We start from the raw sequence: 23,916 nt of genomic DNA on the forward strand, positions 1-23,916 counted from the left end.
ACGAAGCAGTTTCTCCTCCTTTCTTGTCTATTTTTCTAATCAATTCTCTATCGGCGTATCAAATCCCTTCCTCTGCATTCTTATGAAATGGCAAAAAGCCTGTTCTTTCGATAAGAACAGGCTTTTACACTATGCGTTTGCTGATTGAGTTTTTTGTTTTACAGCTTCAAGAATGCTATCGGCCGCTTTTTTAGAGCCGCCTGCCGCTTTCAGTGATTGTCCAATTTCTTTTGCCTTTTCAGCATACGAACGATTATTCATTACATCTTGTATCGTCTCTTTCAGAAGGCTTTCAGATAATTCTTCTTTTTTTAACACTTTTCCTGCGCCGACTTTTTCCACCTGATCTGCGACAACAAATTGGTCGCCTCCCATCGGAATGACAACGAGCGGGGTTTCAAAATACAAACCTTCACTTGTGCTGTTCATTCCGCCGTGTGTCACAAATAAGCTGGCTCTTTTCAATATCTCAAGCTGAGGGACATACGGGCGTACAATGAAATTCTCCGGAATGTCGTTTAACTCACTTGTTTTAATATGCTTGCCGATGGAAAGCACAACTTTACCGTCAAAGTCCTTACACACTTCAAGGCATTGATTAAAAAACTGCTTTTGATTATTAAAAATGGTTCCCATTGAAATAAACAGCACGTTTTCATTGTCAATCTGATCAAATGGGAAATCATTGTTTCCGGCTCTTTCTGTAATGGAAGGACCGACAAATACATATCGCTCGCCAAATTGCTCAGCCAGTGGCTGAAATCCCCTTGATGTAAAGACGATTGTCAAGTCACCATCAGCTAAAAAAACATCAAATGGCTTCTTGATCTCTGCTTGAAAATCAGCATTTAACGTTTCTGCAAGCTGCTGGTATGATTCATAATGAGGCGAATCTTCAAGTGATCCTTTCATGTACGCTCCCATCATTTCCTTCGCAAATTCCTCATTCATCGCAAAGGTTGTACACAATGAAAATCTTGGCAGCTTCAGCATGTTGGCAATGACTTTACCCGCGAGAAGATGGTGATCATATATGACATAATCATACGATTCATGTTTGACTTCCTCATAAATATGAGTCGCGATATCCTTACAGGCTTTCAAAAAAGCGCAGAGCATTTCTGTGAAATCTCTTTCTTCATCGCCGGTTGCGTTTTTCCCGAAGTAATCTCCTCTGAAATCATGATACTCACGAAACTCTATATCAAGAGCTGTGATTTTTTCTTTATATTCCTTCACTGCGTAGTACGTAATCTTTTCTCCCCGGGATTTCAGCTCCTTCATCACACCGATAGAGGGATTAATATGCCCTTCACCGGGGAAACCGATCATTAATACATTAGCCATGCGGCAGCACCCTTCCTTTGAGAATTTATGTAATATTTTATACGGTACTATAAATGCATAAACAGGTAAAGTATTTCACTTAATTAATATTCATCATATATAACTTTTCTACCAGTTTATATTCCCTGTCTTCAAGACAAAAAGCATTCAGCTTGAAGCGAATGCTTTAATAAAGATGCGAATTCAGTCATTTTGTCTCATGATAGGATTCTTAATCAGGCCCTTTTTATTATTTTTACGTTCTTGGTGAAATTAACGGATATAATACACCGTCTTTGGCAAACGACATCTTCCCTGTTTCCTCTGAAACCACGAGCACCAGTGCATCCGTATAGCCCGACATACCGAGAGCCGCCCGGTGCCGGGTTCCCAAATGGATATCCACTTCCTTCGTCGTCAGCGGGAGCACATTGGCTGCTGACACGAGTTTGTTTTCCCTCACTAATAAAGCGCCGTCATGAAGAGGGTTTCCGGGAAAAAAGATGCTTTCAATTAATGAAGAGCTGATCTCGGCGTGTAGGGAGGTGCCTTTTTGAATAAAACGTTCAACCGGGTCTGCTCTTTCAATCACAATTAAAGCTCCATGCTTATGTTCCGATAAGGCTTTAATCGCCTTGGCCAGCTCAATAAATGCCGGCGTAAATTCCTCAATGTATGATTGCAAATAAAAGGAGGATGCAATCCCCTGCATGTCCTGAAAAACGTGCCCCAAATCATCTAATTCACAAAGGAGACACTGGTCTTTTTCGTGAAGCGTTTTCAAGATTAGAGATGCATCACCTAATATTTGCTCTAAGTACACCTGTATTTTCCCCTTGAACGCATTTTCTGATATCTGCTCATAGCGCATAGCCTTCATCTCCTGTTCAAATTTCCAACTTTTCACGAATGCTTATCTTATTGATGCACATTCTATTGGTAAAGGAGGGATGTAAAGAATGGAAATCGAAAGAATCATTCAGTATATTTGCACCTTTTTAGGCGTGATTTCGCTTTCTTTTATTTATGCCCAAATGTTTAGAAAAACGAAACCGACAAAAAAAGAATAGGCCCGGCGTTCATTGCTTTTTATACATAAAATGTTATAATTTCTCTCGTTATGAAAAAGAAACGGAGATCAATGTATGAAAGAAACTCAAAACGCCCGGGAAAAAATCAAACAGCTCTTGCACATTTTAATACCGATATTCATTACCCAAGCGGGGCTTTCTCTGATCACTTTTCTAGATACTGTGATGTCAGGGAAAGTCAGCCCCGCTGATTTAGCTGGTGTCGCCATTGGCTCAAGCCTTTGGACCCCTGTTTACACAGGACTTGCAGGTATATTAATGGCGGTAACCCCGATTGTCGCTCAGTTATTAGGTGCAGAGAAAAAACAGAAGATTCCCTTTACTGTTTTACAAGCTGTATACGTGGCCGCGCTTCTTAGCATCGCCGTTTTAGTGATTGGATATGCTGCAGTTGACCTTATTCTTGGCCGATTGAACCTTGATATTCACGTGCATCAGATTGCTAAACACTTTTTAGGCTTTTTATCACTGGGAATTTTCCCTTTATTTGTTTACACCGTGTTGAGATCATTCATCGACTCATTAGGAAAAACGAGAGTCACCATGATGATTACACTCAGTTCTCTTCCAATCAATTTTGTATTGAATTATGTATTTATCTTCGGGAAGTTCGGAATGCCGGCACTTGGGGGTGTAGGTGCGGGGCTGGCATCCGCGTTAACTTATTGGTGTATCTGCATCATCAGTTTTTTCATTATTCATAAAAACGCACCGTTTTCTGAATACGGGATTTTTCTTACCATGTATAAGTTCTCTTGGAAAGCATGCAAAAATTTGCTCAAAATCGGGCTGCCTATTGGGTTCGCCGTGTTTTTTGAAACGAGCATTTTCGCAGCTGTCACGCTTCTAATGAGCCATTTTCATACAGTGACCATCGCGTCCCACCAGGCAGCCATGAATTTTGCGTCTCTTTTATATATGCTGCCGCTTAGCGTGTCCATGGCTCTAACAATTGTTGTCGGATTTGAAGCGGGTGCAGCCCGTTTTAAGGATGCACGCTCATATAGCTTAATCGGCATCATGATGGCGATCGGCTTTTCTTTGTTCACTGCCGCCTGTATCCTTTTATTCAGAGAGCAAATTGCGGGCATGTACACTTCTGACCCCGATGTGCTCCGGCTGACACAGCACTTTTTAATTTATGCGCTATTTTTTCAGCTTTCCGATGCTGTTGCCGCACCGATCCAGGGAGCACTCAGAGGGTACAAAGATGTGAACTATACGCTTGCGGCCGCTTTTGTCTCTTACTGGGTCATTGGCCTTCCGGTCGGTTATATGGTCGGTACGTTTACAAGCCTCGGTGCATTCGGCTATTGGATTGGATTAATAGCGGGACTCGCCGCCGGAGCAGTTGGGCTGTTTTTCAGGCTGGCAAAACTGCAAAAACGTTATTCGCAAAAACAACACATTTAAAAGAGGTGATCAATCATGGCAAAAAACAAAAAATTATTCGAGTATCTTTCCCAGCATGCGGAAACCATCAGTTCAACATGGTATGAAACAATCGAGGAGACTGATCCCAATTCCATTTATGCCTCAACAGACCCTGTTGTCATTCACAATTTAAAGAGCCAGAATCTTGCCTTTAACTATAAAATAAACCGTATTTTTATAGATGATGAGGACGTATACTTGCCTATACTGAAAGAATGGGCCTTTGAAGTCACACAGGATCAAGAGCATTTAAAAACTCCTATCCACTATATTATTCGGGAGTTTGTCAGAGTGAGAGATTTATATGTTTCCTATGTGAAAGAATTTGTCCATCTCAATCAGGATACTGTGAAAAACGAAGAAGCCGAAGACCTGTATCACGCCCTTATAAAAGCGTTTGATCTTGTGATTCATATTTTTATAGAAGAAATGTACAAAAACACAAGCCTTCAGCTTCAGGCCCAAAAAGATATGATTACTGAATTGAGCGCTCCGGTCATCGTGCTGTTTCACAGCGTCGGACTGCTGCCTTTAATCGGAGATATTGATACAGTCCGCGCCAAGCTGATTATGGAAAACACACTGCATCAATGTGCGAAAAAAAAGGTGACACAACTGTATATTGATTTATCAGGAGTAGCTGTGATTGATACGATGGTTGCCCATCAGCTGTTCAGTCTGATTGAGGCGCTTCGTTTAATCGGTGTTTCTTCAACTTTGTCTGGAATCCGTCCGGAAATCGCGCAAACAGCGGTTCAGCTAGGTTTGTCTTTCGAAGGTATTTCCTTGAGATCCACTCTCGCTTCAGCAATTGCATCGGACTTAAAATTAAAAAAGGTATAAGGCTTAAGGCCTTATACCTTTTTGATTAATCATTCCATTGATACGTCCAATATATTTCTTCTTCAAACCATGTTGCCATAACAGGTTCATTATTTTTCAATTTCTCTTCAAACTCTCTGAGCATGCCTTCTGTTTGTGTGCGGTGAGCTCTTAACGCATTCATTTTAATATCAGCTACTTCTTTGATATCAAGTACGACATCAGCTTCGCCGAGAACCTCTTCTCTGTTGCGGGTAATGGCCATGCAGATTGTGCGCGGACGGTCTTCTTTCTTTTTGCGATATAATGCACGGATAACCGCTTCCCCGCATGCATCATGGTCAGGGTGCACACCGTGTCCGGGATAAAATGTGACAATTAAACTTGGTTTTACATCATCTATGATCTCTTCCATGATATCAGCTAAATACTCATCGTCTTCAAATTCGAGCGTTTTGTCACGGAGTCCAAGCATACGAAGGTCATTGATATCCATTTCTTTGCAAGCATTGATGAGCTCTTGTTTTCTTAGCAGCGGCAACGTTTCACGATTCGCGAAAAATGGATCGCCCATATTTCTGCCCATTTCACCTAAAGTGGCGCAGGCATACGTAACGGGAATGTCTTTTTTTCTGTTTAAGGCAATGAGGCCTGCCACTCCATATGATTCATCATCAGGGTGAGGCAGGATTACTAGTACATGTTCTTTCATTATTATTCACCCTTTTCTTTAAACTGTGAACGGTTTTTCGCTGATTTGCAGAGAAATAGCCAGTTTACCGCCCGGCAGGTGTCCCGCCATTAATAAACGGTTTTCTTCATCTACCGTGTATTCAGTCAAGCCTTCAGCATAAATCCAGCCTTCTTCTGTTTTCAAGCCAACGCGGTAAGGCCCGTTGCCTTTGATTTTTGCCTGATGATAAGTGACTTTTGCATTGCGGATATACGCAACAACCGTCATGTTCTTTTCATTTAAGTGCGCTGAATAAGAACCTGTGGTGGTTTCTAAATGGATATATACAGGGCGGTCCGCATATCGTTCTAAAGATGCTTGCACATCTTCTTTTATGATCGCTTTCATGATTGCTCCCCTCTTTCTTCTTTTAAATACTCTGCACGTTCTGTATGTAATTTGACCAGCTGATATTTCACAGCCGGTTCGAGCTGTGAATTCACAATGCGCTGAATCGCGGCAAAATATTTTTCCAGCATCGGTTTTCGGAGTCTTGGATGTGTTCGTTTATCCAAGAGCTCAAGATCAATCGCCTCTGCTACCGCTTCTGCGTCATCATGTGCGAGAGATCGGTTATTCCAAAGTGAAGCATAGGCTTTCACTATCTCTTTATCATTGTCCATCGTCTTGCTCCTTTATGTCTTACATACATGAAATGATTATACATAATATATGCATCAGCTGAAAAGCCAAAGGCCTCAATGGCTTTTTGACGCCCGTTTCCACTTCACTTGTGAAAACGTAAACAAGAGCAGCGCAGCCCATATACAGCTGAATGTAAAAGCCTTCGAGCTTGAAAATGGCTCATGGTAAACAAACAGCCCGATCAGCAGGGTAATGGTCGGCGCAATATATTGTAAGATACCGACTTGATACAGCGGCAGCCGTTTCGCTCCTTCCGCAAACAATAAGAGCGGCAAAGCCGTAAACACACCGGCCAAAAAGAGAAGCAGCCACGTCCCTCCGCTTTCTGCACCCGCTGGCTGAACATGTCCGCTGAACAGCAAATACCCCAATGCAATCGGCATAATCATGAATGTTTCCAGCGTTAAACCGATGGCGCTCGTCAGGCTTGTTCTTTTTTTGCTTAACCCGTACAGCCCAAAGCTGAATGCGAGGAGAAGCGCAACATAAGGAATGGAGCCGTATTGGAACGCCGAGATGATGACACCGGCTGCCGCAATCGAAACGGCCACTAATTGCAGGCGATTCAGTTTTTCCTTTAAAAATAAAATCCCAAGGAGCACTGATACAAGCGGATTAATGTAATAGCCAAGACTAGCCTCAAGCAAAAAGCCATGGTTTACAGCCCATATGTATACAAACCAGTTGATCGAAATCAGGATAGAAGCAAGAAATAAAGAGAGGATCCCTCCGTTCTTTTTCAGAGAGCGCAACTCCTGCCATCCTATTTTCCATTGCCGCAAGAAAAAAAGTACGATACACATAAAAACAAAAGACCATATAATACGATGAGCCAAAATATCAAGAGCCGGCAGCTGTTCGAGAAGCTTCCAATAGAGCGGAAACAGGCCCCACATGATAAAGGAAACGGCTGTGTAAATAACGCCTTTTTTTGTTTCTGAATATTGCATTTATATCCCTGCCTTTCTTTAGAGCATCTTATATTATATCACGTGAAAGATCTGGCGGGCATATACTATTTTGTCCGTGAAGAAAGGATGTGAAGACAATGTTTGAGTGGAACAAGTACTTTCCTTTCCACAATCAATTTTCTAAAGAAGCATTAAAAAAAGCTGATCCGAAAGAAGTTGAAACGTATGTCAATCATGTGATGGAAAGTGTGTTCGGCAGTGATTATGCGGCTCAATTTCCTTTCCGCGATCCTCTCCCCCAAAAAGAACAGCCCGCCAAACCTGATCCAAAACCTGATATTGATATATTCGAAACAGCAGACCATGTGTTTGTAAAGGTGCCAATCAGCGAAGAATGGCTGGAACAAGTGAGAATCAAACACACATCTCACGAATTATGGTTGGAAAACCTCCCAAGAGCAGATCATCCGAAAAAAGTAAACCTTCCTTGTTTAGTCAAACGCAAAGGAACAAAAGCCGTCTATAAGGATGGCCTTCTGGAAGTCATGTTTCAAAAACAGCAAGACTACAATATGTCCGAGGTAGAAATCATCCGATAAAAAACGGCCTGCAATCGATGCAGGCCGTTTTTATTAATAGAAGCCAGGATATCCCCCGTATGGCACACCGGCACCAAAACCGTACGGTCCGCCTCCGTATCCATAAGGGCCAGGAGGATAGGCATAGGGACGAGAATAGTTAAACAGCGCACTCCCGAGAAAACCGCCTAATAAACCGCCGACTAGAGGAGCGCCAAACAAAAAAGGACTACGCGCCGGATATCCGGCTGAACCTGGGATTCCGCGATAATACGAATGATGAGGGTACATGATTTTTTCCTCCTTTATGTCTGCCTATACGTAAAGTATTCAGCAAGGAAGAAAAACGATTGGGCTACGGACTGTCTATGATTGTTACATCACAAGCCCTGCCAATAACACACAGCCGAGCCCTGTAACCGAAAGAACTGTTGTAAGCAACGTCCAGGTTTGAAATGTTTCTTTCATGCTCAAGCCGAAAAATTCCTTTACCATCCAAAATCCTGCATCATTTACATGACACGCAATGACACTGCCGGCTCCTGTTGCAAGCACCATTAACGCGGGGTTTACACTGCCAGCCTCCATAAGCGGAGCTGCCATTCCCGCTGTAGTAAGCGCAGCCACGGTAGCAGAGCCTAGACACAGACGCAGAACCGCGGCGATGGTCCATGCAACGAATAGCGGCGACATGTTTGTTTGACGGAAAAAATCAGCGACATAATCGCCGACCCCGCCGTCAATCAGCACCTGTTTAAACACTCCTCCCCCTCCTATGATGAGCAGCATCATCGCAATTTGGGAAATTGATTCTGAAATAGATCTGCTGATTTCCTGCATAGATATTTTACGGGCATATCCCATCGTATAGAGTGCAAGCAACAGCGAAATGAGCATTGCCGTTCCCGGAGTGCCGATAAATTCTATAATGTCTTTTCCTTTTGAATGTTCACTCAATAATAAAGAAAAAACTGTTGCCATTGCCATAAAGATAACCGGGAATAAAGACGTGACAGCACTGATCGCAAAGCCCGGTGTTTCATCCAGCTGAAATTCTTTCCTCGGTCCTAACCCCGATAAGTTTCCATGCTTTTGATACGCACCAGGAAACCGTTTCATCGCAAATTTATTAAATAAAGGCCCGGCAATCACAGTTGTCGGAACAGCGATGATGATTCCAAAAAGCAGCACCTGGCCAATATGGGCACCGTATGCAACTGAGATAGCAGTTGGAGCAGGATGCGGGGGCAAAAATCCGTGAGTAACATTTAAGGCGGCGGCCATCGGGATTCCCAGATACAGAAAAGGCATTTTTAATTCTTTAGCAATCGCGTAAACAATCGGTATCAACAGAACAAGACCGACTTCAAAAAATAGGGCAATCCCGATGATAAAAGAGGCAACCACAACCGCCGCCTGTATTCGTTTCCTCCCGAATTTGTCAATCAGCGTAATGGCAATCCGGTAGCCGCCCCCAGCATCTGAGACAAGCCGCCCAAGCATCGCGCCAAATCCAAACACTAAAGCTAAATGCCCCAGCTGCCCGCCAATTCCAGTCTCAATTGAAAGAACAATTTTATTGATATCCATTCCAAGTCCGATGGCTACTAAAAATGAAACGACAATCAGTGAGACAAAGGTATTTAATTTTACTTTAATAATGAGAAATAACAGAATCAGCACTCCGACAGCTACAATTAAAATCGGCATGGTACCCCTCCAAAAGTGTTTTATATGATTCTCGCGACAATGTTTTGGCGCTTTTCATGCCTAGATGAACAGAAAGCGCTTTCATTAATAACTAAAAACGTATTGGTTATATGATTGTTATCTTTTGATCAACTAATATGTTCATACTAATCTCCTAATCAATGACTGTCAATCGTTTTTATGAGCTTGTCTCGATTACCTACCGCCTAACCCAATGATTTATTAGTTATATGTTGATTAACTTTTGGTTATATGTTATGTTTTTTAAAGTTGACTGCCAATCATTATATCTATCCATTGTCTGGAAGCAAATGAGACAATATGAGAACAGACGGATAACAACTTCATAAGAGGAGGAGTACACATGCCATTATTGCGTTTTGATGTAATTGAGGGCCGTGATGAAAAATCGCTGCAATTGTTATTAGATACTGCTCACCAAGCGATGGTTGAAGCATTTGGTGTTCCGGAAAGAGACCGTTATCAAATTGTCCATCAGCATCCCGCAAACGAGCTTATAATCCAAGATACGGGATTAGGGTTTCAGAGAACCAAGGATCTGGTCATCATTAGTATGACAAGCAAAGCAAGAACCGAAAGCCAAAAGGAAAAATTGTATGCTCTGCTTGCTGAAAGGCTAGAAGAAAAATGCGGAATTTCCCCTGAAGACCTCATGGTATCTATTACTGAGAATGGTGACGCAGACTGGAGTTTCGGTCTTGGTGAGGCGCAATTTTTGAATGGAAAACTATAAGATTTCGTCTCCCCACAAAAAAAAGAAGAGAGAGCTCCAAGAAGCTCTCTCTTTTTTTCATAAATGCGGAAGTCATCAGTATAGAAGCATCCAGCAATACGAAAAACCTGGATCTCCTTATTAGATCCGGTTTAAACGCCAATTGGATGCTGACTGGGTTTTGGCCGAAAATATAAAATTTTGCTGATTTGCATAATAAGATAACTCATAATCCCCATTTACAACAGGTTGGATGCTATAACTTATTGATCATTTCCATGAACATGACACTTTTGCCAATCCGGAAATGTCAGTCTGACAAATATAAAAAGTCATGTAAACGGGGTGTGAACCGTACTTACATGACTCACCATGGAAACAAAGGCTCTTTTTCAGACGCCGCTTTCCTTATTTCTCTTCTTCACACACTGTGTCACCAGGCTCGCAAAATTGATCGGCCCATGCCTGCATCTCTTGAAATACAGCTTGAAGCGCTGTTCCTTTTTCAGTCAGCGTGTAGATGACTTTGACCGGCGTTTCAGGGAGAACCTGCCGTTCGACAATCTCGTTTTGTTCAAGCTCCTTCAAGCGCTCTGCCAACATTTTTTGGCTGATCATCGGTATTGTTTCCGTTATCTCTTTAAACCGTTTCGGCCCATCCATTAGCACATGGATGATCAGACCGTTCCATCGTTTTCCCAGCAATGAGAATGCGGATTCCATTTTAGGGCACATCGTATTTCCCACAAGTCTTCATCCCTTCATCTATTGATTGACATGTATTCAATGATCCATTACAATAATCTTTCAAGTTACATTTAGTAAGCTTCTAACTTTTCTATTATCATACCACGTTTATCCGAAGGAGGAAACACTATGACGAATACTCTGGATGTTTTAAAAGCACGTGCATCTGTAAAGGAATATGATACAAATGCCCCGATCTCTAAGGAGGAGCTGACTGAGCTATTAGACTTTGCCACTAAAGCGCCTTCTGCTTGGAACCTTCAGCATTGGCATTTTACAGTATTCCACAGCGATGAATCAAAAGCGGAGCTTCTTCCTGTAGCGTATAATCAAAAACAAATCGTTGAGTCTTCTGCTGTTGTTGCCATTTTAGGCGATTTAAAGGCAAATGAAAACGGTGAAGAAGTTTATGCTGAATTAGCAAGCCAAGGCTATATTACGGATGAAATCAAACAAACATTGCTCGGCCAAATCAACGGTGCTTACCAAAGCGAGCAATTCGCACGTGATTCCGCTTTCTTAAATGCTTCTTTAGCTGCTATGCAGCTTATGATTGCCGCAAAAGCAAAAGGTTATGACACTTGCGCAATCGGCGGATTTAACAAAGAGCAGTTCCAAAAGCAATTTGATATCAGTGAGCGCTATGTTCCGGTTATGCTTATTTCAATCGGCAAAGCAGTGAAGCCTGCGCATCAAAGCAACCGTCTGCCGCTTTCAAAAGTATCAACTTGGCTGTAAGGATATGAAAAACCTTAGTCCGAAATCCGGACTAAGGTTTTTTTATACAATCGCCTCTTTGTACCATTCACGAGCCTGTTCAGCTTCATGCTGAGTCAGCTGATGGCCCCCGTCCTGCCAGTAAACGGAGGCTGATGCCCCGCTGTCACGCAAATAGCGGTAAAGCTCTTCTGATTCTTCCTTCGTGCAAAGAGGATCGTATTTCCCGGCACCGATAAAAACAGGGAGCCCCGCCATATCAGGCAGCTCGATACCCCGAATCGGAACCATTGGATGATGCAGAATAGCCCCTTTTAACACATCTTTATAATGAAAAAGCAGGCTTGCCGCAATGTTTGCGCCGTTTGAATAACCGACTGCAATCACTCGGCCGCGATTAAACTGATGCGTTTCTGCAGCCTCGTCGATAAAATCTTTCAATTCTCTTGTCCGCACCACAAGATCCTTTTCATCAAAAACTCCTTCACTCAGACGTTTGAAAAATCGCGGCATTCCATTTTCAAGCACCGATCCTCTGACACCAAGCAAATGAGCATCAGGGTCTATAAACCGCCCCAATGAAAACAGATCGTGTTCATTACCGCCCGTGCCATGCAACAGCAAAAGTACGTTGTCAGATGTTCCTTTTTCATAAATATGCTTCATTATAAATTCCCCCTTTTAAAGTTCAGGTAAAATGTCTGTAATTTGTTGTCTATGTTTCTCCAGCCATTCAGGCAGTTTTAAGGAAGTCCCTAGCTCAGCAAACGTTTCATCTGTCATAAAGCCCGGTTCATCTGTGGCAATTTCAAATAAGATACCGCCTTTCTCCCTGAAATAAACTGATGTAAAGTATTCCCTGTCGAGAATTTCTGACGCAGGCAGATGGTTTTCAGCAATAATCGGCAGCCATTTCGCCTGTTCCGTTTTCTTAGTCCGAAACGCTACATGGTGTACCGTACCATATCCTCCGACTCCTCTTTTTTCAGGATGTAAATGGACATCAATGACACCGCCGACGGCCGCTGAGGATGCCAGTCTGACAATCTGGTCTTCTTCGGCCACTTTGGTGTATCCAAAGCTTTCCGTTAACAATTGTATGGTCGCCTGCGGGTCGTAGGAATATAGCAGCACACCTTTCATTCCCGTAATTGCTTCATTTGTTGTGATCCCGTCAGGCGTCCACTCGCTTTTGCCGCTTTTCGCATCCTCCATGATCGCCAGCGGAAGGTCTTCTGTATCATCAAAAATAAGACCTTTTTCACCAAACAACGTTTTTTCCTCTAGGCTCAGCCCGCTTTTCTCAAGACGTTCCTTCCAAAAAGACAGGGAGCCTGAGGGAACTGAAAAGTACACCCGGCCCGCTTGGCCTTTTCCTACCGTTCCCTGTCCGCTTCCTTGGAACGGAAAAAAGGTCATTATTGTACCGGGATCTCCGTTTTGATTCCCAAAGTAAAAATGATACGTTCCGGGATCATCAAAGTTTACTGTTTTTTTAACAAGTCTGAGCCCAAGCACTTCTGTATAAAATCGCAAGTTTTCTTGCGGATCTCTGGCGAATGCTGTGACATGGTGCAATCCTTCTGTTTTCATTTTCTCACTCCTATTTATCTCGATTTCAAGATATTTATTATTTTAAACCTTTATTGAAAAGGATGCAAACCATGTGTTTTGTTTAAATAATTGAAAAAATCATTTTTTTCTAATAATTATCTTGTGATCTTTTCTAACAACTGCTATTATAGTGAGCATTATCATGTTTCAGGAGGAAAGTAAATGGTTAAAAAAGCACTTATTGTTATTCTCATTCTTTTGCCATTCGTTCAGCTCGCGCTTTTGCCGCTTGTGAATCGAATAGAACCGATTATGTTCGGCCTGCCGTTTTTCCACTTTTGGCTGCTGCTGTGGATTATTGTTACGCCGTTATGCTCGTTTGGCATTTATCAGATGCAAAAAAAAGATGGAGGACTTGAATAATGCAAGGGAATCTGACTGCACTTCTCATTACTGCTATTATTGTTTTAACCGTTGTCTGTATCGGCTTTCTCGCCGGAAGAGACAAATCCTCACGTACTTCTGTGGAAGAATGGTCTGTCGGCGGCAGACGCTTCGGCGGTCTTCTCGTCTGGTTTTTAGTAGGCGCTGACCTTTATACGGCCTATACTTTCTTAGGGTTGACCAGTACTGCTTTTACAGGCGGAAGTGTTGCATTTTTCGCCATTCCTTATTCTGTGTTGGCCTACTTTATCGCCTACTTCTTCTTGCCAAAACTTTGGAAAGTTGCGAAAATTCATAAATTAACAACACTCGCGGATTATGCCCGGGAACGTTTTAACAGTAAGCTTTTGGCAAGCCTCGTTGCCATCGTTGGGGTACTCATGCTTATTCCGTACATATGCCTTCAGCTGAGCGGTATTCAAGACACGCTTCAGGTTGCCGGCACTGGCTATATTAACGTAAAATTCGTTGTGATCATTTCATTTATTCTTGTTGCTCTTTACACATTCTTCAGCGGGATTAAAGGGCCCACATATACAGCCATCATTAAGGACATTTTAGTATGGGTCATTATGCTGTTTATGGTGGTGTCCCTCCCTCTCATTCATTTTAACGGCTGGACGCCAATGATTGACACGTTAGTGAAGGAAGCGCCGCAAATGCTGACGATACCGGCAGAAGGGCCAAAAGGCATCCCTTGGTTTATCACAGCTTCTATTGTTTCCGCTCTGGCACTTTTTATGTGGGCACATGCCGCTACAGGTGTTTTCACGGCGAAAAGCGCTGATGCAGTAAGAAAAAACAGCATGTTTTTGCCGCTTTACAATATTGTGTTAATTTTGGTTATTTTTCTTGGCTTTATCGCCTTTCTTGTTCTGCCGGAAGATACAAATCCAAGACTCGCGCTGCTGCATTTGATTCAAACATCTTACGGCGGCGTGGCACAAGGTTTTGCATATGCCACTATCGCTCTTGCTTCATTAATACCTTGTTCCATTATGGCAATCGGCGCATCGAATTTATTCGCCAACAACCTATACCGGGATTTGATTCATCCGAATGTGTCGCAAAGCAAGCTGACGCTTGTCACACGTTCAATGGTCTTTGTTGTCATCGGTCTTGCGCTGCTGTTTGGAATGCTGTTCCCGACTGCCTTAGTGACACTTCAGCTATTAGGTGTATCCGGTATGGTGCAAATCTTCCCTGCGATTGCTGTCAGCCTGTTCTGGAAAAACCAAACGAAAGAAGCAACGGTTATCGGATTATTAGCCGGCCTAGCGGTAACGTTTATTGTGTATATCACTCAATCCGCACATGGCATTTATGAAGGATTCTGGGGATTGGCCGCCAACATGATCGCTGTGGTTATCCTGAATCCGCTGTTCGTTAAAAACGCGGGATCCAATCCTGTCATTGAAGGTTTATTTGGCAAAAAACAAGACGCTAATCCAAATCAAAAGGGCGCATAAAAAAACCATACGCGGCAGCCGCGTATGGTTTTTTTTACATTTCTTTTTTCAGTGTTTCAATTGCCTTTTCCATTTGCGTATCATTATCAGACAGCTTCTTTTGAAGTTCTATCATTAATTTCGTTGTTGTATCGCCAGTCAGTATGCCTGTTTCATTCAGCTTCTCTTTTTCCTGGAACTGTTTGACGACAGATACAAAGTCCAGGTCATACGTACTGTTAACCTTTACCTTGTAACCAAGTGCTTTGAGCATTTTCTGAGCCACTTTGACGTTTGTGCCTGTATCACCTGATTTGTACGTTTTATCTGCGTCCAAATACGGCAGCTTCGCGTAATCAGGCAGCTCTGCTTTCACTTGAGGCTTGATGCCTTTTTTGTGAATCCATTCGCCGTCAGCAGTCAGCCATTTGGCAACTGTCAGTTTGACGGTAGAGCCATCATCATATTCTTTTGCCGTTTGTACTGTACCTTTGCCGAATGTCGTCTCGCCGATTAACGGTACGTTTGACGATTCATGAAGGGCAGCGGCCATAATTTCGGCTGCGCTTGCTGTACCGTCATTTACTAAAACGACGGTCGGCTTGGTCACTTTCCGTTCTTTTTCGGCCTTCATGACTTCTTTTGAACCGTTTTTGTATTCAACCTGCATGATGTTTTTCCCTTTATCAATGAACAGGTTGCTCATCGTAATCGCCTGTTCCATTAAGCCGCCCGGGTTGCCTCTCAAGTCTAAAATATAGCCTTTGGCGCCTTTTTTCTCTAAACTGTCAATCGCATCTGTCAGTTCTTTAGCTGTTGTTTCAGAGAAAGAAGTGATTTGAATTTCTCCAATGTTGTTGTCTTTCATCTCTGAATAGACAGTCTCTACAGGAATGGTATCGCGCTTAATGGAAAGATCGATATTCCCCACTCCCGCTCTGTTCAGTTCAAGCTTTACCTTTGTGCCCTTTTTGCCCCGGATTAAAGCGACGGCTTCATTTACATTCATGCCTTTTACGCTTTTTCCATTCACCTTAATGATTTGGTCTCTCGGTTTGATACCGGCTTTTTCAGCAGGTGAACCTTTAATTGGGGATACAATAAGGATTTCTCCATCTTTCTCCTCTACTTGGGCTCCGATTCCTTCAAAAGATGCTGAAATCGTCTCGTCGAATGATTTCGCTTGTTCTTGATCCATATATGTAGAGTACGGATCATCCAGTGATTGAATCATTCCTTTAATTGCTCCGTCTACTAATTTGTCATCATCTGTTTTTTGGTAATAATCACTTTTGATTTGCTCATACGCTTTATTTAATTTGTCGAACTTACTGTCTCCTGTGCTTGCTGATTTTTGGCCCAGGATACTGGAATTGCCCGTAATAAATAAAGTAAGCGCCGAAGCGACAACTGCAGTGATCAGCACAATAAAAAACAGTTTTAATTGCCGTTTCAATTAAACACCACCTTTTTCTTCTTACATTATTATCATGGACGAATTCTTATTCGTCAACTCGGAGCAGAAATGAAAGAGAAACGCCCTTCTTTTGCTTTTCATAAACCTATGTCTTTATACGACATATGATAAGGAAAAAGGAGGATTCGATATTGAGCCGATATTTAGAAATGCTGTCCTTATTCGGTGTCGCAGGGGCGCACCCAGGCGGGCTGGCTTTTTCAAAAGCGGTCTTGCAAAAGGCTGCGCCCTCCCCGGATCAGCCGATTCTTGATGCCGGATGCGGAACAGGGCAAACGGCGGCTTATTTAGGACATTTGCTGTATCCTGTAACAGTCGTTGATAAAGATCCTATTATGCTTGAGAAAGCGAAAAAAAGATTTGCGAATGAAGGGCTTGCCATCCCTGCATATCAGGCGGAGCTGGAACATCTCCCGTTTTCTTCTGAGTCCTTTTCCTGCGTCCTGTCAGAATCGGTCCTCAGTTTTTCACGCCTGACATCCTCTCTTCAAGAAATTTCAAGAGTTTTAAAACCCGGCGGGATGCTGATTGGTATCGAAGCTGCTTTAAAAAAACCGATGCCCCCTGCAGAAAAGAAGCAAATGATGGATTTTTACGGATTTACTTGCTTACATGAAGAAAGCGAATGGCATAAACTCCTAAGATCCTATGGATTTCAAAAAACAGAAGCGATGACACTTCTTCCGGAAGACATGGAATTTGAACCAACTACAGAAATGGATTTATCGCAAACGATTGATCCCATCTATTACGATACGCTTCAAACACATTATCAGCTCATGCAGTTATATAGTGAGTACATGGGTCATTGTATTTTTATCGCGTACAAGTAAAACGGCGTATCGCCCCCTGTTTTCGTCCAACCTTTTTTCCCTATCTATCATATGCTGATAGAAAGTCAGGATAGGAGGGGAACAATATTGGAGAGATATTATCATCTTTGCAAAAACCATCAAGGTAAAGTCGTCAGAATTACAGAGAGAGGCGGGAGAGTTCACGTCGGCAGAATTACCCGTGTAACAAGAGACAGAGTTTTTATAGCTCCGACCGGCGGAGGGCCAAGAGGTTTCGGTTACGGATATTGGGGCGGTTATTGGGGATACGGAGCAGCTTACGGTATTTCCCTCGGTTTAATTACAGGGGTCGCTCTTGCTGGTTTATTCTTCTGGTAAGCATAGAACAAATGCTAGATTCACCAGACACAATGAAGCCCGCTTATCTAGTGTAAGCGGGCTTTTCATTTTAAATTTTCTTCACTTTTTCAAAGTACTCTTCAAGCGTTAAATCATTATCTTGGATGACCTTTGCGGCTTTTTTGCCTACATAGCGCAGATGCCATGGCTCATATTCATATTTCGTGATATCTTCTTTATTTTTCGGATAGCGAATGATAAAGCCATATTTATAAGCATTGTCCTGCACCCATTTCCCGTCTGCCGTGCTTCCGAACGCTTCATTTAGCTCAAAGCCATTGCTCCGGCTCGAAATGTCCATCGCGAGGCCTGTTTGGTGCTCGCTTTCACCCGGGTAAGCAACCGCTTCCTTTGCCTTCTTTTCCCCTTTTAGGCTTACTTCATTGTCAAAAATAACTTTCTGTCTGTCATACGAACGGTACCCTGAGACAGCTGCCAGTTCATAGCCTTCCTTTTTGGCAGCATCGAACATTGTTTTTAATGCGTCGGCCGCTTCTTTTCTGATGTAACGTTTTTGAATCTTTTCTTCAAAAGAAAACTCTACATCTGGTATGACAAGATCGCTAGGTTCATAGTTTCCGGGCAGTGCATATTGTTTATTGACAAGCGCGAGTATATTTTCTGGATTTTGAATGGTTTCCAGACCATCGACTTTTTTAATATCATTGAAATACTGGCTTTCCAATGAAAACTCACTGTTTTGAGTGTTTGATTTTTTGCTGTCAGCTGTTTTTTGTTCTGTTTGCTTTGTTTCTGCTGTGGTTTTCGTATCCTTTTGAGCATCTCCGTTCCACATGCTGCAGCCGGCTCCGACTATTGCCGTTACACTCAGAGCGGCAGCCAGTGAGAACCATTTACCGGACTTTTTCATATTACATTACCTTCCTTTTATCAATCGTTTCCGCATTCATAAAGAAGAGGCTGCCGGCACCCAGCACGCCTCTTGATATATTTTATTGTGATACGGAATGTAAAGCCACTTCTATCATATCATGAAATGTCGTTTGACGCTCTTCCGCTGTCGTTTCTTCTCCTGTTAATACGTGATCACTCACGGTGAGAATTGACAGGGCTTTTCTTCCGTGCTTCGCTGCTAATGTATACAATGCAGTTGTTTCCATTTCAACGCCAAGCACACCGTATTTTGCAAGTTTTTCAATTTGCGAATCGTCGTGGTAGAACTGGTCAGCTGTAAATACGCTTCCTACAGTCACCGGCACACCTTTATCCTTTGCGGCATCATAGGCATTTTTTAAAAGCTCGAAATCTGCGCAAGGCGCAAAATCAATGCTTCCAAAAGCGACTCTGTTCATTTGTGAATCAGTTGAGGAGGTCATCGCCAAAATGACGTCTCGCACTTTGACATCTTTACGAATAGCGCCGCAAGAACCGACTCTTATTAGATTTTGCACATCGTAGCTTTGAATTAATTCATTCACATAAATTGAAATAGACGGAACACCCATTCCCGTGCCTTGTACTGAGATTTTTTTACCTTTATATGTACCCGTAAATCCATACATGCCTCTGACTTCATTGTAGCACTCTACATTTTCAAGATACGTTTCTGCAATAAATTTTGCTCTGAGAGGATCTCCCGGCAAAAGCACTGTATCTGCAATTTGTCCTTTTTCAGCACCTATATGTACACTCATCTCATATCCTCCTGTAAATCTAAATTATCATCCAGCCCGTCCATTTTACAACGAATGTCATGATGAAACAAACTTCAGCATTGATTATAAAGGAATATGTCGAAAAAAGAAATGTTCGAGGATCTGTTAGGCACTTCCTCAGAAAAACGGATAATCGGGGTGTTAATTTGAAAACCTAACCGCAGGAAGGAGGGGTAGGACATGGGTAAAAAACATCGTAACCGGATCACCGGCCAAAAAAAGAACAATCATATACCTGAAAAAGATATCATTGCAGCTGAAGAAGCACACGGGAAAGAATATTCTGCTGCCAAACGCAAGCCTTAAAACTGCAGAAAACTGCGGGTTTCCGCAGTTTTCTTTTCATTATGTCGTTTGTACAATCAGACGATTGATTTTCCTCCAGCCGGCGGGAAGCAGTTGATAATATGTTTTCCCTTTTCTGCCTTCATCAATCAGGATCACGTCCCCTGTGGCCATGAATCTTGCATCATAATCACTCGGAACAGTGTCGAATACATTAAACAAAGAGAATGCTCTTTTCAGCACGTCTTGATGATCGCTCCCGTTCAGTTCAGTTCGATAGACGGCTCTGTAGCCCTTTTTTTCGCCAAACCGGGGTGTCTGAAATATTGTCACGTCATAGGAACAAGACTTCTTTTTAAACACGGATAACATCATCAAGATCCCCTCCCTTTTATTTCTTTAACATATTGGCGTTTTTGCTGTGTTTTCCTCTCTCTATTTTTGTCGAAACCGCTTAATCTTTTCGTCAAAACCTTTTACTAGGAAAAACAGAAGCAAGCCGAGGCTAAAGCCTCCTAACACGTCTGTCACAAAATGAACCCCCAGATACACTCTGCTTATGCCGACTAAAACAGCAATTACACCGGCTATGATATATACCATTTTTTTATGCTTGGACAAAAACGGGAGGTGTTTCACTAAAAAGTAAGCAATAACAGGATAGACACAAGCAGCATTCATGGAATGGCCGCTCGGAAAACTGAAGGATGATTCATGAACCAGCGGTGCAAAATCAGGCCTCACTCTTTCGATCCATTCTTTTAAGACTTTGTTTAACAGCCGATCTGTGCCGAATATCAAGAGCATCAACAGGCCGTCCCATGTTTTTCTGTAGAAAAACAGGCCTGCTCCAATGATGACAATTAGAGGGAGCAGAAAAGAAGAAGCACCAAGATGCGTGATCCCCGTCATGACTTCATTAAGCCATGGCTGACGGATCAAAACAGCTGCCTTGCTTATTGCTTCATCTGCAGATTGAACAGCATTTGTATGAATGGCCGCAGCTAGAATTAAAAAGAAAAGAAACAAACTAACGGGCTTGTACAATTTTAACCACCTCAATTTTCACAGAAGTCATAGAACATGAATAATAAAACCGGAGCTGACCGCTCCGGTTTTAAGCCTCACTCATCTTCATCCAGCTCTTCATCTATCATACATTTTTCTATCAAATAATCAAAGGTAATATCAGCGATTTCAAACAGCTCATCCTCACTCGGTATGTAGCCCCGTCTTGCAAGCTCTCTGTAAAAAAATTCAGCGATTTCTTCCGTATCAATCACAAGATCTATTTCTTTCATCTCCGTACCGCCTCCTTTTTTATGTTTTATGAAAAAACAGGCTGAATTATACCCGGTGTTCTAAACAATTCTTTCAGTCATATATTGAATAAAAAACGAGCCATGGGAGGCTGACGCTATGATTGCTAAAATGATGGAAGCACTGGACGGAGAAAGATTTGATATCATAATGGAAAAAACGCTCAAAGGAATGACGCGTGTGATGATTTGGGGCTGTCTGCCATATTTTTTATATGTCTTGATCCGTATGTTCACAAACTAACTGAAATGCTCTTTTAAACTTTCCAAAACAAACATCATCATGTCTTTATATTCTTCATCATGAAACATTTCGTACAGAATTTTGTAGTCATTATAAATATCCAGAAGCTCATCAACAATTGACACAGCAAGGATGTGAAGGGTATCTTGATCTTCATCATCGCCTTCAAACTGAAGAAGAGCAGACGATGCGATATCTTCGCCGATCTCATGGCCAGTTTCTCCGACATAATGGACAAACAACAGCTGATGCACAAACTGGTCCATTTCATATTTTCTAAGCACCAGCGTGAGATCCTCTTCCTCCGTTTCAAGCCACTCTCCATCCTTTAAACGGGTCAGCTCATAAATGATATCTTCCCAGCCATCTTCTAAATATCTCCAAATTTCTGTTCTATGGCCGATAATGCGAAAGAGTTCTTTTCCATAATCTTTTACATAAACAACGTCCCCAATAAGGAATTCATACTCAATATCAAGCTTCTCCATGTCGACAATGACACCCTCATAATCTTTATAAAGCTGAATAGATGATTCAAAGTATAAAACTTCGTTATGATTGACTTCATAAAGATAGTGTTTATCAATTTGGTGTACTTTTGTGATGGTGCCGACTGTTCCATACATAATGACGACTACGATATCCCCTACTTGGAATTTCGGTTTATTTTGCTTCATGGTGTCTCCCCCTCGCCGCAACATTTCTCATACGCTATCGTATGCCGGGTGAAGCCAATTCGCATGGGCATGAAAACCAAAGGAAATATCCAATTATGGTATGGGTATGGACATAAAAAAATCCGCAGTGATCTGCGGATGAAACAGTTATTATCTGCCGTGCACTTCAGACTCGTATTGATCCCAAGCTTCATCAAACGTCGCCATCGTGTGAAGGTAATCAGCATTCAGCTCCAAATATGAACTGATTTCATGATAATCGGTTGATGTTTTTGGAAAGCTGTGATCCTCATACGCCTGATTGGCAAATTCACTGATGCTGTCCTTCGGCTTAGGGTGTCTGTATTTCAATAAATAGTGATAAAAGGATTTCATGGGTTTCCCCTCCTGGTGTCTGTCTTTTGTTGTTCTATTATACAGTTCAAGTGTAAAATTACAACAAAAGAATACTGAAACATGACTCAGGAGAAGTCAAAATAGTTGCGTTTCAAAATTCTTTCTGTCTCCATGAGCTGCTGATATGTCAGGCTTTCAGGCAGTTTGTTTGTTTGAATTAAAAGCAGCTGATCCTCAATCTCCTTAACCGTGTTTTCCTCTTGATAGGTCATACCGCAGGAAGAACATACCATGGCAGGAGTGTCTGTCAGTTCTATAGCCCTCGTTCCATCAGGAAGCTCCCAGTACACCGTGTTCCTGCCGGGCACCGCTTCAAGCTCGCCGCACCATTCGCATGTTTTCATGAAGAATCCCCTCCGCATTCAGTCTCTTTCTGTTTTTTCTGCTGCGCCAAAAATTTCTTTTCTTTGAGCTGATCTCTTTTCTCACGCCGATCTTTTAATGTTTCATGCTCCGGATTTGCGATGTATGCCTCTCTCCTTTTGATTCTGTCTACATTTTCAGGTGTAAACGAAACTTCTTTGTCAGCAAAAATGGCACTCAGCCCGATCGGCTCCTTTTTGTCAGCGGTTTCAGGGAAAACGGACTCAAAATAGGCGTCTGCCTGATTGGGGATATAATTCTCTGGTTCCGGATATGACGTAATCACACCTTCAAAATTTCTTAAGATCACTTTGTCAGGACTTTGTGACAGGACATAGTTTGGCTGCAGGGCGATTTTACCTCCTCCGCCTGGTGCGTCAACGACAAAGGTAGGAACCGCATAGCCTGAGGTATGACCTCTCAGCCCTTCAATGATCTCCAAACCTTTGGAAACAGGAGCTCTGAAATGCCCGATTCCCTCTGACAGATCACATTGGTAAATATAATAAGGACGGACTCTGATTTTTACCAAGTCATGCATGAGCTTTTTCATAATTGGAACCGAATCATTAATACCTGCTAATACGACAGCCTGATTTCCGACCGGCACTCCCGCGTTCACCAGCTTTTCACATGCCTCAACGGATTCTTCTGTCATTTCGATGCTTGTGTTAAAATGGGTATTCAGCCAGACCGGATGATATTTTTTCAATATCTCGCACAGATGATCGGTAATGCGCTGCGGAAAGACAACGGGCGCTCTTGTTCCGATTCTGATGACTTCCAGATGCGGAATGCTGCGCAGCTCTTTTAAAATATATTCTAAAATTTGGTCGTTGATGAGCAGCCCATCACCGCCTGAAATTAAACAATCACGGATTTCAGGTGTTTCCCGGATATAAGCAATTGCAGCATCAAGCTGTTTTTTAGGGACGCCCATTCCGATTTGTCCGGAAAAGCGCCTTCTTGTGCAGTAGCGGCAGTACATAGAACATTGATTCGTGACAAGAAACAGCACACGGTCGGGATAGCGGTGTGTCAGACCGGGTACCGGTGAATCTTCATCCTCATGAAGCGGGTCTTCCAGATCGTATTTTGTTTTGTGCATTTCTTCAGAAAGCGGCACAGACTGCATGCGTACCGGGCATCTCGGATTGTCGGGGTCCATTAAAGAAGCATAGTAAGGTGTAATATTTAAGGGGATCGTTTTGGTAGAAATTCTGACGCCTTCCTCTTCATCCTCAGTCAGATTGATGACTTTCTTTAAATCATCTAACGTTCTTACAGTATGTGTCAGCTGCCAAAGCCAATCGTTCCATTTCTCTTCCGGAACGTCCTTCCATAACTCGATCTCCTTCCAATGCCGTTTCGGTTTATACCATTTGTTTTTCAA

Annotated in this window: 32 protein-coding genes; 11 read left to right on the plus strand and 21 right to left on the minus strand. The window is 42.5% G+C overall.

Features of this window, described 5'->3' with window-relative positions; translation table 11 throughout:
- Positions 1 to 129: 129 nt before the first annotated feature.
- Positions 130 to 1,347, minus strand: coding sequence for a macrolide family glycosyltransferase (locus ACFVP7_RS12105; protein WP_396582193.1), 1,218 nt, complete (start codon positions 1,345 to 1,347; stop codon positions 130 to 132).
- Between the two features lie 235 nt (positions 1,348 to 1,582).
- On the minus strand, positions 1,583 to 2,206 hold the full coding sequence (cdaS, locus tag ACFVP7_RS12110) for a cyclic di-AMP synthase CdaS (RefSeq protein ID WP_010886531.1): 624 nt from the start codon (positions 2,204 to 2,206) through the stop codon (positions 1,583 to 1,585).
- A gap of 265 nt (positions 2,207 to 2,471) precedes the next feature.
- Here cdaS and ACFVP7_RS12115 point away from each other — a divergent pair, with 265 nt between their 5' ends.
- Both ACFVP7_RS12115 and rsbRC read left to right on the plus strand, forming a co-directional pair.
- Positions 2,472 to 3,830, plus strand: a complete 1,359-nt coding sequence (locus ACFVP7_RS12115; RefSeq protein WP_003231218.1) for an MATE family efflux transporter — start codon at positions 2,472 to 2,474, stop codon at positions 3,828 to 3,830.
- 15 nt (positions 3,831 to 3,845) lie between these two features.
- Positions 3,846 to 4,694 carry an RsbT co-antagonist RsbRC gene (gene rsbRC / locus ACFVP7_RS12120; protein WP_070547459.1) on the plus strand — a complete coding sequence of 283 codons (849 nt, stop codon included), beginning with the start codon at positions 3,846 to 3,848 and terminating at the stop codon, positions 4,692 to 4,694.
- Positions 4,695 to 4,719: 25 nt separating this feature from the next.
- Here the strand turns inward: rsbRC and bshB2 are convergent, their stop codons facing one another.
- The 4 genes from bshB2 to rarD all read right to left on the minus strand — a co-directional run bounded on the left by bshB2 (position 4,720) and on the right by rarD (position 7,001).
- Positions 4,720 to 5,385, minus strand: a complete 666-nt coding sequence (gene bshB2 / locus ACFVP7_RS12125) for a bacillithiol biosynthesis deacetylase BshB2 (RefSeq protein ID WP_375059954.1) — start codon at positions 5,383 to 5,385, stop codon at positions 4,720 to 4,722.
- 18 nt (positions 5,386 to 5,403) lie between these two features.
- Complete coding sequence (locus tag ACFVP7_RS12130) at positions 5,404 to 5,754, minus strand: YojF family protein (protein WP_003231213.1); 351 nt, start codon at positions 5,752 to 5,754, stop codon at positions 5,404 to 5,406.
- Positions 5,751 to 6,029, minus strand: a complete 279-nt coding sequence (locus tag ACFVP7_RS12135; RefSeq protein WP_003231211.1) for a hypothetical protein — start codon at positions 6,027 to 6,029, stop codon at positions 5,751 to 5,753. Before ACFVP7_RS12135 ends, ACFVP7_RS12130 begins: the two co-directional genes overlap by 4 nt.
- 75 nt (positions 6,030 to 6,104) lie before the next feature.
- The gene (gene rarD / locus ACFVP7_RS12140) at positions 6,105 to 7,001 is read right to left on the minus strand and encodes an EamA family transporter RarD (protein WP_163130771.1); all 897 of its coding nucleotides are present in this window, start codon (positions 6,999 to 7,001) and stop codon (positions 6,105 to 6,107) included.
- Between the two features lie 98 nt (positions 7,002 to 7,099).
- Between rarD and gerT the strand changes: the two genes are divergently transcribed.
- Positions 7,100 to 7,561: a spore germination protein GerT gene (gene gerT, locus ACFVP7_RS12145; RefSeq protein ID WP_375059953.1), complete on the plus strand. Its 462-nt coding sequence runs from the start codon at positions 7,100 to 7,102 to the stop codon at positions 7,559 to 7,561.
- Positions 7,562 to 7,594: 33 nt separating this feature from the next.
- Here the strand turns inward: gerT and ACFVP7_RS12150 are convergent, their stop codons facing one another.
- Together ACFVP7_RS12150 and ACFVP7_RS12155 are read right to left on the minus strand one after the other, a co-directional pair.
- Positions 7,595 to 7,831, minus strand: a complete 237-nt coding sequence (locus ACFVP7_RS12150; protein ID WP_015251888.1) for a hypothetical protein — start codon at positions 7,829 to 7,831, stop codon at positions 7,595 to 7,597.
- Between the two features lie 84 nt (positions 7,832 to 7,915).
- Positions 7,916 to 9,250: a gluconate:H+ symporter gene (locus tag ACFVP7_RS12155; RefSeq protein ID WP_375059952.1), complete on the minus strand. Its 1,335-nt coding sequence runs from the start codon at positions 9,248 to 9,250 to the stop codon at positions 7,916 to 7,918.
- 364 nt (positions 9,251 to 9,614) lie between these two features.
- On the opposite strand from ACFVP7_RS12155, the gene ACFVP7_RS12160 reads away from it, so the two are divergent.
- The gene (locus tag ACFVP7_RS12160) at positions 9,615 to 10,004 is read left to right on the plus strand and encodes a tautomerase family protein (protein WP_014477090.1); all 390 of its coding nucleotides are present in this window, start codon (positions 9,615 to 9,617) and stop codon (positions 10,002 to 10,004) included.
- Between the two features lie 387 nt (positions 10,005 to 10,391).
- Here the strand turns inward: ACFVP7_RS12160 and yodB are convergent, their stop codons facing one another.
- The gene (yodB, locus tag ACFVP7_RS12165) at positions 10,392 to 10,730 is read right to left on the minus strand and encodes a transcriptional regulator YodB (RefSeq protein WP_004399427.1); all 339 of its coding nucleotides are present in this window, start codon (positions 10,728 to 10,730) and stop codon (positions 10,392 to 10,394) included.
- Positions 10,731 to 10,859: 129 nt separating this feature from the next.
- Between yodB and ACFVP7_RS12170 the strand changes: the two genes are divergently transcribed.
- The gene (locus tag ACFVP7_RS12170) at positions 10,860 to 11,468 is read left to right on the plus strand and encodes a nitroreductase family protein (RefSeq protein ID WP_017697145.1); all 609 of its coding nucleotides are present in this window, start codon (positions 10,860 to 10,862) and stop codon (positions 11,466 to 11,468) included.
- Between the two features lie 42 nt (positions 11,469 to 11,510).
- Here the strand turns inward: ACFVP7_RS12170 and ACFVP7_RS12175 are convergent, their stop codons facing one another.
- Both ACFVP7_RS12175 and ACFVP7_RS12180 read right to left on the minus strand, forming a co-directional pair.
- Positions 11,511 to 12,113 carry an alpha/beta hydrolase gene (locus tag ACFVP7_RS12175; protein ID WP_338730499.1) on the minus strand — a complete coding sequence of 201 codons (603 nt, stop codon included), beginning with the start codon at positions 12,111 to 12,113 and terminating at the stop codon, positions 11,511 to 11,513.
- 15 nt (positions 12,114 to 12,128) lie between these two features.
- The gene (locus ACFVP7_RS12180) at positions 12,129 to 13,040 is read right to left on the minus strand and encodes a ring-cleaving dioxygenase (RefSeq protein ID WP_080529437.1); all 912 of its coding nucleotides are present in this window, start codon (positions 13,038 to 13,040) and stop codon (positions 12,129 to 12,131) included.
- Positions 13,041 to 13,223: 183 nt separating this feature from the next.
- On the opposite strand from ACFVP7_RS12180, the gene ACFVP7_RS12185 reads away from it, so the two are divergent.
- Both ACFVP7_RS12185 and ACFVP7_RS12190 read left to right on the plus strand, forming a co-directional pair.
- Complete coding sequence (locus ACFVP7_RS12185) at positions 13,224 to 13,424, plus strand: DUF3311 domain-containing protein (protein WP_003231189.1); 201 nt, start codon at positions 13,224 to 13,226, stop codon at positions 13,422 to 13,424.
- Positions 13,424 to 14,914 (plus strand): sodium:solute symporter, encoded by a 1,491-nt coding sequence (locus ACFVP7_RS12190; RefSeq protein ID WP_015714110.1) that lies wholly within the window; start codon positions 13,424 to 13,426, stop codon positions 14,912 to 14,914. Before ACFVP7_RS12185 ends, ACFVP7_RS12190 begins: the two co-directional genes overlap by 1 nt.
- A gap of 34 nt (positions 14,915 to 14,948) precedes the next feature.
- On the opposite strand, the gene ctpA is transcribed toward ACFVP7_RS12190, so the two are convergent.
- Positions 14,949 to 16,349, minus strand: a complete 1,401-nt coding sequence (gene ctpA, locus ACFVP7_RS12195) for a carboxy-terminal processing protease CtpA (protein ID WP_257432926.1) — start codon at positions 16,347 to 16,349, stop codon at positions 14,949 to 14,951.
- 152 nt (positions 16,350 to 16,501) lie between these two features.
- Here ctpA and ACFVP7_RS12200 point away from each other — a divergent pair, with 152 nt between their 5' ends.
- Positions 16,502 to 17,203: a class I SAM-dependent methyltransferase gene (locus ACFVP7_RS12200; RefSeq protein ID WP_015714112.1), complete on the plus strand. Its 702-nt coding sequence runs from the start codon at positions 16,502 to 16,504 to the stop codon at positions 17,201 to 17,203.
- Positions 17,204 to 17,290: 87 nt separating this feature from the next.
- Positions 17,291 to 17,542: a hypothetical protein gene (locus ACFVP7_RS12205; RefSeq protein WP_014477099.1), complete on the plus strand. Its 252-nt coding sequence runs from the start codon at positions 17,291 to 17,293 to the stop codon at positions 17,540 to 17,542.
- A gap of 70 nt (positions 17,543 to 17,612) precedes the next feature.
- Here the strand turns inward: ACFVP7_RS12205 and ldcB are convergent, their stop codons facing one another.
- Together ldcB and deoD are read right to left on the minus strand one after the other, a co-directional pair.
- On the minus strand, positions 17,613 to 18,434 hold the full coding sequence (gene ldcB / locus ACFVP7_RS12210; protein ID WP_338730500.1) for an LD-carboxypeptidase LdcB: 822 nt from the start codon (positions 18,432 to 18,434) through the stop codon (positions 17,613 to 17,615).
- Between the two features lie 82 nt (positions 18,435 to 18,516).
- Positions 18,517 to 19,218 (minus strand): purine-nucleoside phosphorylase, encoded by a 702-nt coding sequence (gene deoD / locus ACFVP7_RS12215; protein WP_396582201.1) that lies wholly within the window; start codon positions 19,216 to 19,218, stop codon positions 18,517 to 18,519.
- 201 nt (positions 19,219 to 19,419) lie between these two features.
- On the opposite strand from deoD, the gene ACFVP7_RS12220 reads away from it, so the two are divergent.
- On the plus strand, positions 19,420 to 19,545 hold the full coding sequence (locus ACFVP7_RS12220; protein WP_003231174.1) for a hypothetical protein: 126 nt from the start codon (positions 19,420 to 19,422) through the stop codon (positions 19,543 to 19,545).
- Positions 19,546 to 19,584: 39 nt separating this feature from the next.
- Here ACFVP7_RS12220 and yodL read toward each other — a convergent pair whose 3' ends face one another.
- From yodL to ACFVP7_RS12235, 3 genes are all read right to left on the minus strand, one after another.
- A complete protein-coding gene (yodL, locus tag ACFVP7_RS12225) occupies positions 19,585 to 19,899 on the minus strand; it encodes a shape determination protein YodL (protein ID WP_004399431.1) in 315 nt (104 codons plus the stop codon).
- A gap of 60 nt (positions 19,900 to 19,959) precedes the next feature.
- Positions 19,960 to 20,571 carry a phosphatidylglycerophosphatase PgpB gene (gene pgpB, locus ACFVP7_RS12230; protein ID WP_024572726.1) on the minus strand — a complete coding sequence of 204 codons (612 nt, stop codon included), beginning with the start codon at positions 20,569 to 20,571 and terminating at the stop codon, positions 19,960 to 19,962.
- A gap of 77 nt (positions 20,572 to 20,648) precedes the next feature.
- The gene (locus ACFVP7_RS12235) at positions 20,649 to 20,825 is read right to left on the minus strand and encodes a YozD family protein (RefSeq protein WP_003231166.1); all 177 of its coding nucleotides are present in this window, start codon (positions 20,823 to 20,825) and stop codon (positions 20,649 to 20,651) included.
- Between the two features lie 118 nt (positions 20,826 to 20,943).
- Between ACFVP7_RS12235 and ACFVP7_RS12240 the strand changes: the two genes are divergently transcribed.
- Positions 20,944 to 21,087, plus strand: a complete 144-nt coding sequence (locus ACFVP7_RS12240; protein WP_003231164.1) for a hypothetical protein — start codon at positions 20,944 to 20,946, stop codon at positions 21,085 to 21,087.
- On the opposite strand, the gene ACFVP7_RS12245 is transcribed toward ACFVP7_RS12240, so the two are convergent.
- From ACFVP7_RS12245 to ablA, 4 genes are all read right to left on the minus strand, one after another.
- Positions 21,084 to 21,764, minus strand: a complete 681-nt coding sequence (locus tag ACFVP7_RS12245) for a hypothetical protein (RefSeq protein ID WP_014480050.1) — start codon at positions 21,762 to 21,764, stop codon at positions 21,084 to 21,086. The two genes, ACFVP7_RS12240 and ACFVP7_RS12245, sit on opposite strands and share 4 nt — an antisense overlap.
- Before the next feature lie 150 nt (positions 21,765 to 21,914).
- A complete protein-coding gene (locus ACFVP7_RS12250; protein WP_003231160.1) occupies positions 21,915 to 22,139 on the minus strand; it encodes a YozE family protein in 225 nt (74 codons plus the stop codon).
- A gap of 86 nt (positions 22,140 to 22,225) precedes the next feature.
- Positions 22,226 to 22,504 carry a YokU family protein gene (locus ACFVP7_RS12255; RefSeq protein WP_024572727.1) on the minus strand — a complete coding sequence of 93 codons (279 nt, stop codon included), beginning with the start codon at positions 22,502 to 22,504 and terminating at the stop codon, positions 22,226 to 22,228.
- On the minus strand, positions 22,501 to 23,916 hold the full coding sequence (gene ablA, locus ACFVP7_RS12260; protein ID WP_004399420.1) for a lysine 2,3-aminomutase: 1,416 nt from the start codon (positions 23,914 to 23,916) through the stop codon (positions 22,501 to 22,503). The genes ACFVP7_RS12255 and ablA overlap by 4 nt, the downstream gene beginning before the upstream one ends.

Source organism: Bacillus sp. SG20033, from assembly GCF_044570195.1.
In the GTDB taxonomy this organism is placed as follows: Bacteria; Bacillota; Bacilli; order Bacillales; family Bacillaceae; genus Bacillus; species Bacillus subtilis.